Source organism: Actinoplanes sp. NPDC051411 (assembly GCF_040682075.1).
GTDB lineage: Bacteria > Actinomycetota > Actinomycetes > Mycobacteriales > Micromonosporaceae > Actinoplanes.
On the sequence record NZ_JBFBAD010000030.1, the window covers coordinates 76,344 to 89,053 of the forward strand.

Here is a 12,710-nt window from a genome sequence, read left to right on the forward strand (position 1 = left end):
CGCGGATTTCTCCGTCATTCCTTGCGGGGTGGGTACTGGTGCGACATATCGTCTGCTGATCGCGGAATGCCGTCGCGTAGTAGGACACGAGATAGGCCTTCTGTGCGGTAACGATGTGCGCCGGTCCGACGAGTCGGACGGACAGCAGGGGCCGAGGTCGCCGATTTGGTGTCATGACACGCTTTCCTTTCACGGCGGCAACGCGGTGCGGGCCGCCTTTATAGGCACTGTGGAGTTTTCAAGGAACGGTTTTGACACGTACGTGTCAGGCTGCGGCGGGGAGGGTGATGACGGCGCCCTGGTCGTCGTCGGGGGCGTAGTCGCGGGCGTGGGCGCGTCGGCGGGCGGCGTCGGCGGCGGAGTTGGCGAGTAGGGCGTCTCCAGTGGTGATCCAGCCGGTGGCGTGGTAGCCGAGGCGGTAGACGACGAGTTCGGCTTGTTGGTCGTCCCAGAGTTCGGGGAAGCCTTGGGTGCGGCGCCAGATGGTGCGTTCCCAGCGCTTCAACGTGTAGGTGACGGAGAAGCCTCGGGATTTGGTGGTGATGTGGCCGCCGTGGCCGTATTGGTGGGCGTAACGGCGGAGCCGGTGCCAGCCGTCGGCGGTGCCGAGGTCCCAGCAGGCGCGGATGAGTCGTCCGAGGTGGGTGTCGGGGGTGGCGTGCAGTTCGACGGTGAGGTCGTCGACGCGGCGGAATACCTGCCCGGTGACCTCGGTGCTTTTGGTGACGTATTTGGCAATGTAGGCCGTGACCTGCTCGACCGAGATTTCGCCGGTGGCGTTGATGTGGCGGATGTCGAGTCCCTTGTCGGGATCGCCCCACCGGATCTCCCAGCCCTTGCCGCCGTTGGCGGGGTGGGGACGGCTGGTGTAGGCGGTGGCGGTGAACGCGTGCCGTAGGACGGCGGCGAACATGTCGCGGGTGACGATCCGGTCGGCCGGGACGATCGCGGACGGGCAGTCGGGGTGGTAGCCGTCGAGGCGGATGACGGCGTGGTAGTGGATGACGCCGCGGACTTGGAATTCGTAGACCTTGACGTAGCGGCGGCGTAGGTCGACGCCGTAGCGCTTGCCGAGGCGGCTGAGTTCGCGGTCGGCTTCTTGCAGGGTGCGCCGCCACAGTTCAGGGGCCTCGTGGTTCCAGACGACTTGCCCGGCGTGGTCGTAGCAGTCGAGGCATAGCGGGGTGCCGAGGTTGCTGTCGCCGGCCTTGTGCCGGGTGGTGCAGCGGATCTCGACGCCGTGGGGGCAGGTTTTGCCGAACGGGCGGCAGATGGCGGCGCGGCAGGTGCAGCCGGCCTTGGTGCGGCAGTCGGCGGCGTGGGTTTTGACGACGCGGTGGTGGACGGGGCCGAAGGAGGGTGCGGTGGCGGTGAGGAACACGGCGATGTGCTGGCCGAGTGGGGGCAGGCCGTAGCGGTTGCCTTCGAGTCCGGCGCGGATGATCTGGTAGGTGTCGCGGCGGTAGACCTCGGCGCAGGACGGGCAGACGCTGGCGCGGCGGTTGCCGCACGGGGTGTAGATGGCGCCGTCAGGCATGGTGTCGGTGTCGACGGTGTGCATGATCGTGCCGTCGGCGTTTTTGACGTCGATCTGCCCGGACAGGCGGATGGGCCGGGTGCAGGCGGCGGCGGCCGAGATGTGGCTGAGCCAGTCGTCGAAGCCGGGGCCGACACGCTTACGGGCGGTGGCGACTTCGGTGGGGTCGAAGCCGAGGCGGGTGTCGGGGTGTGCGGGAGCGCTGGCGCGGGGGTTGACCCAGGGCCAGGTTTCGGCGTTCTCCCCCGCACCCACAACAGTTGTTGTGGGTGTGAGAGGCAGCGTCGAGCTGCTCATTAGGCGTGGTCTCCGTGGATGCGGGTGAAGCCCTTCAAGAGCGGGTAGGGGCGGCCTTGTTGTGTCTGGGGGTCGACGAGTTGGAGGCCGTTGTGGGCCTGGGCGAGGGTGCCGAGGTCGTCGAGTGCCGGGCAGATCGGGCAGCCCTTGCAGTCGAAGTGGTTCCTCATGACGTCCGCGACGAGGGTGGCGACGATGTTGAGGAGCTGGCCGGTGTAGGCCAGGGGGTCTTCCATCTGCGCCAGCAGCTGATCCTCGAAGAACAGCAGCATCTTCGTGTTCGGGTCGACGGGTTGCGGGTCGGTCATTGCGGATTTCCCTTCTCGGGTTGAGCCGTCGAAGTTTCGGCGGCATCTCCCACGCCCACAACCGAAGTTGTGGGTGTGAGAGGCAGCGTCGAAGTCGTCACGCGGTGACGGGGGTGCCGTTGTGCGGCCGGGTGGTCGCGGGTGTGACGGGGTGGTTCTCGAGGTAGGTCAGGATGTCGGTTGCGGTGGCCGTCGGGATGCGGAGTCGGACCGCGAGCTGGTTGGGGTTGATCGGTTCGTCGTGGGTGTCGCGGTGCGAGGCCGCGATGGCCCTGGCGTTGCTGAGTAGCTGGACGGGAATCTCGGGTTCTGACAGCGCGGCCGGTGCCGGGGCCGGGGTGGTCGCGGGTGCGGCCGGGGCGGTCTTCGGCGCGGCCGGCGGGGTGGTCTTCTTCGCGGGTGTCTTCTTGCTCGGGGTTGTCTTCTTGGCCGGTGCCCGTTTGCGGGGTGTGGCCCTGGTCGTGGGTGCGGCGGTCGGGCTGACCTCTGCCTGCGTGGTGCCGGAAGGCGTAGCGGGCGAGGTGGCCGACGCGGAGGCCGCGACCGGGTTGGTGGTGGGCCGGTGGGCGGTGACGGTGAAGACGAGCTTGGACAGGGCGAAGAAGGCCAGCGCCGGGAGGGCGGAGACCATCCAGCCGAACAGCGACGCCTCAGCGATGGCGAGCTGCGCGGTCAGGGAGATGCCGACAGCGGCAACGAGCAGGAACATCGGGTAGCCGACCTTCGCGTGTGCGTCTTTGCGACGGCGACGGCCGATCTCGATCAGCGAGGCGGTCGGGATGAGTTCGGTGATGACGGCGTTGGCCCAGCCGAACCAGCCGGGCGTGTGAGCGGGGCTGTGGTCGAGGGTCCAGTCGTGGACGTGGTGGAAGGAGGCGGCTCCGGCCATCAGACCGACCGAGAGCACGATCAGGACGAGGATGAAGGTTTGAGCGTTGTCGGCGTTGATACGCCTTCGTTTTTGAAGGTCCTTTGTGGACTGTGAGGTAGGCATCAGGGCTCCACGCGGATTTTGCGGAGCAGGGAGTAGCTCAGCAGCACAAGCTGCCCGGGGGTGACGCCCATGTTCTGGGCCAGGGCGGCGCTGATGTTGTTGACGATCGCCATCGAGGTGATCGGGCCGCCGAACGTGATATCGCCGTTGAGGAATTGCGGGTTGGCGCCGTTTTGCACGACGAAGGAGTAGAAGTATTGGTAGCGGTAGGTGACCGGCGCGGCGGTGGTTTCGGTCGGGGTGCTCTCAAGCATGGTGGTTGTCCTTTCGGGTCAGAGGGTGACGGCCAGCAGGGCCGTGAGGACGGCGAGGACCAGAGCGGCGCGGATGAGGTCGGTGGCGAGCCGGACGAGGCGGTATTTGCGCTGCACGGAGCGCGAGAGGCCGAGGAGGCGTTGGGCCTGGTAGCCCGCGAGTTCGCGGTCGGTCTTGTTCAGGTCGTCCAGGAGTTCGGTCGGCGTCGAGGCGCCGGCCCATCGGACGAAGCCGTGGTTGCCGCCCAGGGCGGGGCGTACGGCGGTGATCAGCAGGGCGGCCGCGCAGGCCAGCCCGAAGACGGTGGCGAGGGCGGAGCCCGTCGCGACGCTGTTGAGGGAGACCTTCGCGGTCAAGGCGATGCCGAGGGAGACAGCGGTCAGGCTTCCGGCGAGGAGCATGGATGCCTTGGTGTCGACGCGGCTCAGCTGAGCCTCGACCTCGGTCAGGGCTTTGGTCAGGTTGTCGTTGGTGGTCATGCGTGGACCTCCGGATCGAGTGGGATGACGGCGAGGACGCCGTAGCAGCCGTCGCAGAAGACGGGCGTGAGTCGCACGGTGGCGAGGTCTTCGACCAGTTCGGTCGGGGTGTTGTAGTTGGCGGGGTAGACGGCGATGCCGTCGCAGGCTTCGCACGCCAGCGCGCAGACGGGGCAGCGTTCGAACAGCTCGCCCATCAGGTCGTCGCGGCCGGCGGGCATCTGCTGGTCGATGCAGTAGCGGCAGTGGTCGTCGAGCAGGTGTGTTTCCGCCCAGTCGAGGGCGGCGTGCCAGGTCGTGAAGCTCTGGCCGTGGACGCAGCAGGGGCAGTAGGCGGCCCACCGGTCGCGGGAGCCGTCGAGTGTGGAGACGATGCGGATGCGTTGCTGGTGAAGGACGCTCATCGGGCACCTCCGGGTTCACAGACCAGGCAGGCGCCGGTGCGGCGCGGGATGTAGTAGTCCTGGATGCGGCCGCAGGTCGGGCAGTGGCGGCGGGCGAGAAGCGCCTGTTCGATGGCGGCCCGCTGGGCCGGGGTGGCGGTGCGCTTGGGCTTGGCCAGGTCGATGCGGTAGAGGTAGGCGACACGCTTGCCTTTGCGCCACATCAGTTGCGCGGCAACGGTTTGGCCGCCGGGGCGTAGTCCGTCGGCGCGAAGCTGGCGCAGGGTCGCGAGGCCGGTCGGGGCCATCTTGAACGGGTAGGTCGGGATGCCGTAGCGCTCGCCGGTGGGGTCGTAGAACACCATCGGGTCCTCCGATTCATCGGCCGGCGTAGTGTCGGCCTGGTCGTCGCCGTGGGTGCACGGTTGGCCGAAGGTGGGGAAGGCGTAGGTGTCGCGGTCGATGTCCTCGGGCAGGAACGCGGACTCGCAGGTGGCGCAGACGATCGGGCCTTCGTCGAAGGCAGTGATCGAGAGGCGGATTTTGCGGGGGCACTCGCACTCGCAGGACACGCCGTTGTTGTTGTTCGTGCGCTGCTTGCCCTCACCGAAGACTTCGGGGTGCCGGTAGGCGTTGAGGGCTGAGGACAGGCCGGTGATGGTGTCGGCGTAGTCGACAGCGGCCTGATCGGTCAGGGTGCAGGGCGAGTAGCCGAGCTTGTCGTCCTTCTCGGCTTTGAGACCGAGTTCGGCCGCGAGAGTGGCGAATTTCTTGTTATGCCAGCGGCCCTGGCGGGAGGTGTCCTGAATGTTGCGGGCATCAGCCAGGCCGTGCGTGGCCTCGTGGAGCAGGGTCACGAGGACCTCGGCGGGAGTGCGTTTGAGTCCCTCGCCGGAGATGAGGACCTCGGGGAGTCGGGTGTCGCCGTGCTGCCAGCGCAGGGACGCGAAGTGGCCCCATTTCATGGCGGCGTTGGGTTTGGCGGGTGAGCCGGAGCCGACGATCAGGACGGCCGCGGGGACCTCGGGGTTGCGGGCGCGGATGGCGGCCCAGGCGGTCTCGAGCGCGGTCAGCAGTCCGGCCGTGGTGAAGGGTTGACACGTACGTGTCAGATTGGTGATCTCCGGAGTAGTCATCGAAGGTCCTCCCGGGGCGGGAAGTAGGTGGAGAGCTTTTTGGTGGACCACTGGCGCGTGTCCGAGCGCGGGTTGACGACGCCGAGCAAGTCGTCGATCTGGTTGCTGGTCAGCAGATCCAGCGCGGTGGGTCCGCCTTCGTAGCGGCGGCGTACGAGCAGGGGCCGCACGGTGGCGGCGGTCGGGCACAGCGGCGCGGTGTCGGTGTAGGCGTGGCCGCAGGTGCGGCAGGTCGCCCGGGTAGGGCGTACCGGTGGGGTGTGGTCGGCCCACAGGCGAACCAGGGTGGCCACGGTGAGGCCGAGTCCGGCGGATAGCAGCCGACGGTCCAGCCGTACGACAGGCTGCGGGGAGGACATCAGGCGGCCCTCCGGCTAGCCCGGGTGCGGCAGGCGTCGGCCGCGTACTGCAAAGCGGCGATGACGTCGGCGCGGGTGCGTTCTGGGGCGGTCTCCCAGTCGAACAGGCAGGCGTGCTGCCGGGCGTGGCCGACCGCGAGGAGGTAGGTGTTAAGCCACTCGACGGCAGCGGTGTAGGTGTGCAGCGCCTCACTGTCAGCGGTGTCGAGGTACCAGCGGGGCATGCCGAAAACGGCGACGCGGATAGCGCCGAGCATCGACGCGGGATAGCCGCCGGTGCGGTGTACCCGGCATTTGAGCGGGCAGTTGCGGTGAGCCTGGTACAGGCTCGTCGGGATCCAGCCGTGCCGGGTGATGTAGTCGGCGGCCTGGTCGAGGATCGCGACGGTGCGGTCGCTGGGCAGCGCGGTGACGGTGCTCATCGGCGGGCCGCCAGCCAGGCGAGGAAGCCTTCACGGGTGGGTACCCGGTCGTAGTCGAGTTCGTTCTCGCCGTACGTTTCGAGGTCGTCTTCGCTGGCGTGCTGCCAGTCGTATTCGTCGGCCGCTGACCGCAGCGTGGCAGTGACCTTCTCGACGGTCTGCGACGGGTCGTCGTTCCACTGGTTGACGTTCGACAGCGGGTCGTCGTCACGCGGGGCAATCTCGCCCTGGTCGAGCAGGTAGGTCGTCAGATAGGCGTAGGCGACGATGTAGTCGCGGACGTGCGGCCCGGCAATCGAGGGCACGTCGTGGAATCCGCCGTGGGCGGCCATGCCGATGGCCCCGGCGACGTCGGCGGCCGGGAACGGCTCGCTGGTGGTGGCGTAGTAGTCACGCTGATGCCAGCCGTGGATTTCGAGGTAGAGGGCGGCTCCGCGCATGATGTCGGCCGGTGTGACGACGGGTGTGGTGTCGTCGGTGTCGGCGGCGGGACCGGTCGGGTTTTGGGTACGGTGCATGACGCCACGTCCTTTCGTGGGCGGTGGTGGTGGCCGGCGGGCCGGATTCGCTTTCCTAGGGCTGGTTCCGGTTCGTCGGCCGTTCCTATGCGGTGGTGCTGGTGGTGCCGTAGAGGGTTAGCCGCGACGAGCGGGCCGGGCGGTGACCCGTTTGTGGGCGGCGCCGTAGGAGCAGTCGTGGCAGATGTTGGTGTTGAGGTCGAACGCGCGGGGCTTGCGCCAGGTCCGGCAGGCAGCGCAGCGGATGGAGACGACGCGGCCGGTGCGGTAGCGAAGCCGCGGAATGAGCCCGGTGATAGTGGTCATGCGGCGTCCCTCAATTCGGTCGGGTTGTCGGTGCGGGTTTCGCGTCGGACCCAGGAGGCGTAGTCGGCGACGCGGATGATGTCGGTGTCGGTCATGTATGCGGCTTTGACCAGGGCGGGGATGCCGCCCTCCGCGATCAGCAGGCCGCAGCCCTGGTTGTTCGGGTCGACGGTGTTGGAGGAGTAACCCCGTGCCGCCCAGCCGTGGCCGAGCACGATGTCGGAGGAGACGTCGTTGGTGCAGCGCCCGGCGAAGCGCCAGGCGAACAGGTCCCGCAGGCTCGGCGGGATGATGTCGGAAGAGGGCCGCTGGGTGGCGGCGGCGACGATGACGCCGAACGCGCGTCCCCGCGAGACGATGTCGCGCAGCAGCTCGGAGAAGCGTTCCCGGCGTGGTTTCTCCCCGGCGGTGGCGGAGAAGTAGGCGATCTCGTCGATAGCGACGAGGATCTGGGTAAAGAACGTGTCGTGACGCAGCACCTTGCGGCGCTTGCGGGCCAGCAGGAACGCCGACCGGTTGTCCATCACTTCCTGAACGCGTTCCAGGGTGGCGATAGCCAGTTCCAGGTCCGGGCCGACGAACACGTCGGCGCAGTCCATGTAGAGGCCGAGTTCGACCTGTTTACCGTCGAGCAGGCACAGGTTGACATCGCCGCACAGGGCGGCAGTACCGACGATGGTATTCAGCAGGGCCGATTTCCCGGCGCCGGGTTCACCGCCGATGAGGATGTTGCGGTAGATCATCGGCAGGTAGACCGGGTGGCCGAATTCGTCGATGCCCAGGAACACCGGGTCGAAGATGGACATGTGAGGTCCGACCGGAATCAGCGGCCGGCCCCCGTTTGGGTTGGTCATGGGGCAGGGCTCCGATCGAAGCGAGGCGTGCCCGGCACGGCGTGGAGACCGGGTGGTCAGGGACCATGCCGGGGCACACGGGTGAAGGGTTTTGACACGTACGTGTCATGAGGGGTTAGGCGTAGTCGCTCGGGTCGTAGGCGTCCGAGGACGGCGGTTCCGGGTTGCGCGCGCGGCGCGGCCGGGATTCGCTGTTGGTGTCGGGAGAGCGCCGACGTGCGGCGGGGACATCGGCGAGGTTCACGCCGACCGGTTCCTGATGGGTGACGGTGGCCGGAGTGGTGGCCGGCATGTCATCCGGCAGGGCACCGGGAAGCGGTGAGACGACCGTCGAGGTCAGCGTTTCGCGCCGGGTGACGTCCACGCGGACGAAGGCGGCGTATTTGCGGGATGCGGGGGTAACTCGGACCTCGCGGGCCCAGCAGGCCACGGCCATTTTCTGCACTTGGCCGTCCTGTTCCAGGTTCTGGATCGACAGGCCGGGACGCAGCCAGATCCATACGCGTTCTCCGACCGGGGTCGGACGGGCGAGCAGGATCAGCGGGAGTGTCCCTTCGCGGTTGCTGATGATGAACGCGGCGAAACACTGCCGCAGGCGGTGCCGCACGATCAGGCACCAGACCGGGGCCAGCAGCCACCGGCGGGTCTTCGGGTAGGCGGCGGGACCGCCGACACCGATAGCAACCACCAGCAGAGCGAGCCACAGCGGAGTGGCTTCCATCAGCCACACCCAGCCAGAGGTGACCCCGAGGCTGAGCAGAATCTCCGGCACCCAGTGCCAGATCATCATCAGGACCGGCCACGCGATGATCAGCCCGAACAGGACCGCGCCGAGGATCGCACCAACGGTGATGCCCAGCATGCCACCCAAAATCGGGTGCATGTAATGCGACGCCACCGTGGCGGTCAACAGACCAGCCGTGAACAGGGTGACCCAGAACGCGATGATGGCCTTACGGCGCTGCGAACGCGCCTGCGGAGCCTCGATGACCGTGACGGTCTGGCCCCGGTCGCTACGGCCGAACACAGAAGTGCGGCTAGACTTAGGCAAGACGATTCCTCCCTCTCCGGAGGGCTAGGAGTGAGTCGCTGAACAGGTGCGGGGCCGCTCTTGGACGCCAATCTCTTGGCGGCCCCGCTTCCTGCGGTAGATGGCTTCAGGAGCCAGTCGGATCGGGGATGATCAGGCGGCGACGTCGCCGCTGTTGGTGGACACGATCACGTCCAGGGCCGAAGCCTTGAACGCGACGCCGTTGCGCGTACGGCCGTTCTGCTCCGAGACCCACGGCAGGGCCTCCAGGTCGACCGGGATCACCCGGTCGCCGTCCTCAGCGATCGGCTTGTCCGCGCTCACGATCGTCACGTTGAGCTGCCCGGACCACTTCCGCCCGACCGCACGGCCACGCCCGAACATCGGCGCGGTCCACATCGGCAGACCCGACTCCCGGTCGATCTTCTGACCGCCCTTGTCGTCGAGCTTCGGGAAGATGTCGTCCGCCATCTCGAAGATGACGTTCGTCGTGTCCAGCATCAGACGCGGCTGCGAGCTGATACGAGGCTGGTTGGTTGCCATCAACTGACTCCTTCGCGTGGCTACGGCGCACCCACTTTGGGTGACTGCCGTCCTGCCCGCATCCGTCTAGGGGACTAGACAGACACGGATACGATCCCTCGGCATGTCGAGGGGTCTAGACAGTAGATTAGGCGGTAGAGTGAGAGGCGTCAAGGGGGCCTAGACACTAAAGGGAAAAAGTGCGCGACGAAGTTAGACGGATCTTGGGGATCGAAGATCCTTTCGAGCAGTTGAGGCGTGCCACCACCAGCATCACGGCAGCTCAAGAGGAAGTTACCGAGCTTGCCCGCCTCCGTCGAAGGATCATCGAGGACCTTAGGCGCCAAGGGCTGTCCTACGCGGACATAGCGCAGCAGGCCGGCCTTTCGCGCGGTCGGATCCACCAGATCCGCCAACAGGGACCCAGCGTTGAGGGGGCTTTCCTCGGCGCGGGCAGCGTTACGATCGTGACTCCCCTGAAGCAGGAGGCCATCAAGGCTCGGCCCGTCGTCGCCGCCGAAGACGTCGCTGGCTCCCAGCGGCTCGGAGAGCTAGCCCGATCCCTTCGGCTGGAGCCACATTTCGAGAACATCCCTGTGGGCGGCGAGATTGATCTCAATCGACCGAACCTCCTGGTGATTTGCGGACCACGAATCTCCGAGGCCGTCGCCCAAGTTCTCAAACAGGATACAAGGTTCCAATTTCAACGCGCCGACGACGGCCCATGGACACTAGTAGATCGCGAGTCCGGCACGGTTTACCGCTCGGGTCAAGATGAGACACCCCAACGCGACTGGGACGTGGCGTACCTCGGGCGCCTACCACGTCCGGATGGCGAAGGTTCGCTAGTCATATTTACAGGTATACATCCCCAAGGATCTCTCGGAGTCGTAGATTTGATCTGTAACCGGATAAGCGACCTCTATTCCGAGGTTCGAGACTCCAACTTCTCTGTGCTCGTTGGCACAGCTTACGACCACGAGACAAACGAGCCAGACCACGTGCATTTGCTCACCCCTTTCCACCGCCTGGAGAACAGTTGAAGGCATCTTTGGCGTCAATCCCCGCGTATGCGGGACACCCCAACGAGGACTTTGGCTGCGTTACTCCGACAGGAGCAGTGCTTCTTGATGGAGCGGGACTTTCAGGGACCACTACACGCTGCAAGCATGGCGTCGACTGGTTCGCACGGACTCTAGGCGGATCCATTGCAAGCAAACTGGCTGCAACCGAGCAAGGGCTACGGGCTGTTCTTTCGGACGCAATTCTGGAGACAGCAAACCTCCACCGTCACACTTGCGATCTGAACGATCCAGGAACGCCAAGCGCGACCGTCATAGTTGTGCGCATCGTCGAGGAAATGATTCAATACCTCGTTTTGGCAGACTCGGTCCTCACGATCGAGCTAAGTATGGGCGACCCCTTAGTTGTTACTGACGACCGAGAGGCCCTCGTCGGCAGGCACTTAAGACAGCAGATGGACCAGCTATCTAACGGCACGACGGAACACGATGCCGCCAGGCGTGAATACGTTCAGGCGTTACGTGCTCATAGAAACCGGCACGGTGGCTTTTGGGTGGCAGCAGCCGATCCTGATGTGGCCGAGGAAGCTCTCGTAGGTGAACTTCCACTTCGTAACGCTCGTTCCGTCACGCTGCTCAGCGACGGAGCTAGTCGCTTAGTCGACCGATTCCATCAAGCCGACTGGCCAGAGCTGGTCGAAATGCTCCGACAAGACGGCCCGGAGGAGCTTCTGAAGCGCGTAAGGACGCTAGAGGAGGCGGACCCGGAGGGCCGACGATGGCCGCGTGGCAAAGCTAACGACGATGCCACAGCACTCTTTCTTGAGCTGTGAGAAGTTTCTGTACGGGTTCAAGGCGGCCCGCTTCGCAGGCCGCTCGCGCCGCCCAGCAGGGCCGGGCTGACGCCCGCCGCTCGGGGCCCCGCCGCCCGGGCGCTTCGCTGGGCGGCACCCCGGCGGTTTCAGCCCGGCGGCAGGCGCGAACATGACAAAACCCCGGAGGGCGTCCACGCGAGGGACACTCCGGGGTTCCGGGTTGACAGTGCTCTAGCTGCTCTTCTCGCCCAACTTTACGCCCTTGAAAGGCTTCGCTGCACTGCCCGAGACACTCGGCCGGCCATCTCGTGTCGACACGGTACCCGTACGGACAGTCGATTTTGCCTGGCTGGCGGCGGCTCCTGAGGTGCGCGTGGCACCCGAGTTAACGGAGTTCTGCATGTTGGCCTCCTTCACGCGGGGTTGAGGTCGCTCCCATAGTAGTGCTTCCGCTTGATCCACTTGAAGCCTTCGTGCTTAGTAATGCCAGCAACCTCTACCGGCCCTCCTACAGTATCCGCACCGGGACCAAAACGGACAAAACTCACAGTCGTTTCCACCAAAAAGGTCGCAAGGTCGATCGCGTCTTGAAACGGCATGCCGGGTGCGATTAGCGGCTCGGTGAGGTTGGCTTGCAACGCAGCCGTCGCAGGGCCGACATCCGCAGGGTTCATCCCGAGTTGCACGAGGGTCTCAGGCAGGCGAGTGGAGAACCCGACAAGAAGGCGGCTGATCGCCTCTGGCTGGCCGCTCCACGAGGCGCCGCTCTCATCCAAGGGCCGTACGAGGCTCGGCGCGTCACACCCCTGGGGCGACATATCGATCCGATATTCCTCCGCCATCTCCCCGTCGGCCGAGTATCCGACAAGGAAAAAGCCAGTCGCCAGGCTGTCGTTTCCACCGGCAGATGCCCCGAATGCGGTGACGAACTTGTCTTCATACATGAAGCGGCGAAACTCCTTCGCCACGTCGGCCAGGGCGTACGTCTTAGGGTCGAGCGTCGCCGACAGCTCCTGGCGGAAGTCCTTGACCAGGCGCTCGATGGACGCCTTGCCAAAGGCGCCGTTACCCCACGTGACCACTCCGATCGGTAACCCTTTGCGAAGGTTAAAGATCTTATTCGCATTCTTGTAGACGTTCACGACGGCGGCCTGCCCGTTCGGATCAAGGGCTACGAGGGTGCTAGCGCTATCCGCAGCGAGCACAACCCCGTCATTTACCTTCAGCGATACTGCGATGGTCATCAATACTCCCGAGCCCGACATCCAGTGCGGGAAAGACCCTACTTGGTACGTAGGGCGAAAACGAAGTCTGCGGTCCTCGCCGGACGGGCAGGCTCCCAGGATGGCCAGACTTCGTGGGCACGGCGTTCGAGGGTTCGAGGTGGGTTGAGGAGTCATCCCGGCCGCCTGCCCAAGGGATGCCAGACCATCGCCAGGGCGTCAAACGAAGGAGCTATTTGACGCCCTGGCG

17 protein-coding genes are annotated in these 12,710 nt (G+C 65.9%); 2 read left to right on the forward strand and 15 right to left on the reverse strand.

Going from position 1 to position 12,710, the window contains the following annotated elements:
- Positions 1-265: 265 nt before the first annotated feature.
- The 14 genes from AB0M88_RS18720 to AB0M88_RS18785 form a co-directional block, all read right to left on the reverse strand.
- The gene (locus AB0M88_RS18720; protein ID WP_364103176.1) at positions 266-1,792 is read right to left on the reverse strand and encodes a replication initiator; all 1,527 of its coding nucleotides are present in this window, start codon (positions 1,790-1,792) and stop codon (positions 266-268) included.
- Positions 1,793-1,833: 41 nt separating this feature from the next.
- A complete protein-coding gene (locus AB0M88_RS18725; RefSeq protein WP_364103179.1) occupies positions 1,834-2,142 on the reverse strand; it encodes a hypothetical protein in 309 nt (102 codons plus the stop codon).
- Between the two features lie 97 nt (positions 2,143-2,239).
- A complete protein-coding gene (locus AB0M88_RS18730; RefSeq protein WP_364103182.1) occupies positions 2,240-3,136 on the reverse strand; it encodes a hypothetical protein in 897 nt (298 codons plus the stop codon).
- Complete coding sequence (locus tag AB0M88_RS18735; protein WP_364103185.1) at positions 3,136-3,390, reverse strand: hypothetical protein; 255 nt, start codon at positions 3,388-3,390, stop codon at positions 3,136-3,138. The genes AB0M88_RS18730 and AB0M88_RS18735 overlap by 1 nt, the downstream gene beginning before the upstream one ends.
- Positions 3,391-3,408: 18 nt before the next feature.
- Entirely contained in the window at positions 3,409-3,870 is a 462-nt protein-coding gene (locus tag AB0M88_RS18740) for a Pycsar system effector family protein (RefSeq protein ID WP_364103188.1), read from the reverse strand.
- The gene (locus tag AB0M88_RS18745; protein ID WP_364103191.1) at positions 3,867-4,274 is read right to left on the reverse strand and encodes a hypothetical protein; all 408 of its coding nucleotides are present in this window, start codon (positions 4,272-4,274) and stop codon (positions 3,867-3,869) included. The genes AB0M88_RS18740 and AB0M88_RS18745 overlap by 4 nt, the downstream gene beginning before the upstream one ends.
- A complete protein-coding gene (locus AB0M88_RS18750) occupies positions 4,271-4,618 on the reverse strand; it encodes an RRQRL motif-containing zinc-binding protein (RefSeq protein ID WP_364103229.1) in 348 nt (115 codons plus the stop codon). Before AB0M88_RS18750 ends, AB0M88_RS18745 begins: the two co-directional genes overlap by 4 nt.
- A gap of 767 nt (positions 4,619-5,385) precedes the next feature.
- Complete coding sequence (locus tag AB0M88_RS18755) at positions 5,386-5,748, reverse strand: hypothetical protein (RefSeq protein ID WP_364103194.1); 363 nt, start codon at positions 5,746-5,748, stop codon at positions 5,386-5,388.
- The gene (locus tag AB0M88_RS18760; RefSeq protein WP_364103197.1) at positions 5,748-6,170 is read right to left on the reverse strand and encodes a hypothetical protein; all 423 of its coding nucleotides are present in this window, start codon (positions 6,168-6,170) and stop codon (positions 5,748-5,750) included. Before AB0M88_RS18760 ends, AB0M88_RS18755 begins: the two co-directional genes overlap by 1 nt.
- Positions 6,167-6,688 carry a hypothetical protein gene (locus AB0M88_RS18765; protein WP_364103200.1) on the reverse strand — a complete coding sequence of 174 codons (522 nt, stop codon included), beginning with the start codon at positions 6,686-6,688 and terminating at the stop codon, positions 6,167-6,169. Before AB0M88_RS18765 ends, AB0M88_RS18760 begins: the two co-directional genes overlap by 4 nt.
- Before the next feature lie 117 nt (positions 6,689-6,805).
- Positions 6,806-6,994, reverse strand: coding sequence for a hypothetical protein (locus AB0M88_RS18770; protein WP_364103203.1), 189 nt, complete (start codon positions 6,992-6,994; stop codon positions 6,806-6,808).
- Positions 6,991-7,800: an FtsK/SpoIIIE domain-containing protein gene (locus AB0M88_RS18775; RefSeq protein WP_364103206.1), complete on the reverse strand. Its 810-nt coding sequence runs from the start codon at positions 7,798-7,800 to the stop codon at positions 6,991-6,993. Before AB0M88_RS18775 ends, AB0M88_RS18770 begins: the two co-directional genes overlap by 4 nt.
- 163 nt (positions 7,801-7,963) lie before the next feature.
- Entirely contained in the window at positions 7,964-8,875 is a 912-nt protein-coding gene (locus AB0M88_RS18780) for a hypothetical protein (RefSeq protein ID WP_364103209.1), read from the reverse strand.
- A 156-nt stretch (positions 8,876-9,031) separates the two neighbouring features.
- Complete coding sequence (locus tag AB0M88_RS18785) at positions 9,032-9,421, reverse strand: hypothetical protein (protein WP_364103212.1); 390 nt, start codon at positions 9,419-9,421, stop codon at positions 9,032-9,034.
- Positions 9,422-9,600: 179 nt separating this feature from the next.
- On the opposite strand from AB0M88_RS18785, the gene AB0M88_RS18790 reads away from it, so the two are divergent.
- Positions 9,601-10,443 carry a sigma-70 family RNA polymerase sigma factor gene (locus tag AB0M88_RS18790; RefSeq protein ID WP_364103215.1) on the forward strand — a complete coding sequence of 281 codons (843 nt, stop codon included), beginning with the start codon at positions 9,601-9,603 and terminating at the stop codon, positions 10,441-10,443.
- Between the two features lie 8 nt (positions 10,444-10,451).
- On the forward strand, positions 10,452-11,255 hold the full coding sequence (locus tag AB0M88_RS18795; protein WP_364103232.1) for a protein phosphatase 2C domain-containing protein: 804 nt from the start codon (positions 10,452-10,454) through the stop codon (positions 11,253-11,255).
- A 395-nt stretch (positions 11,256-11,650) separates the two neighbouring features.
- Here the strand turns inward: AB0M88_RS18795 and AB0M88_RS18800 are convergent, their stop codons facing one another.
- Complete coding sequence (locus AB0M88_RS18800) at positions 11,651-12,481, reverse strand: hypothetical protein (RefSeq protein WP_364103218.1); 831 nt, start codon at positions 12,479-12,481, stop codon at positions 11,651-11,653.
- Positions 12,482-12,710: the final 229 nt, after the last annotated feature.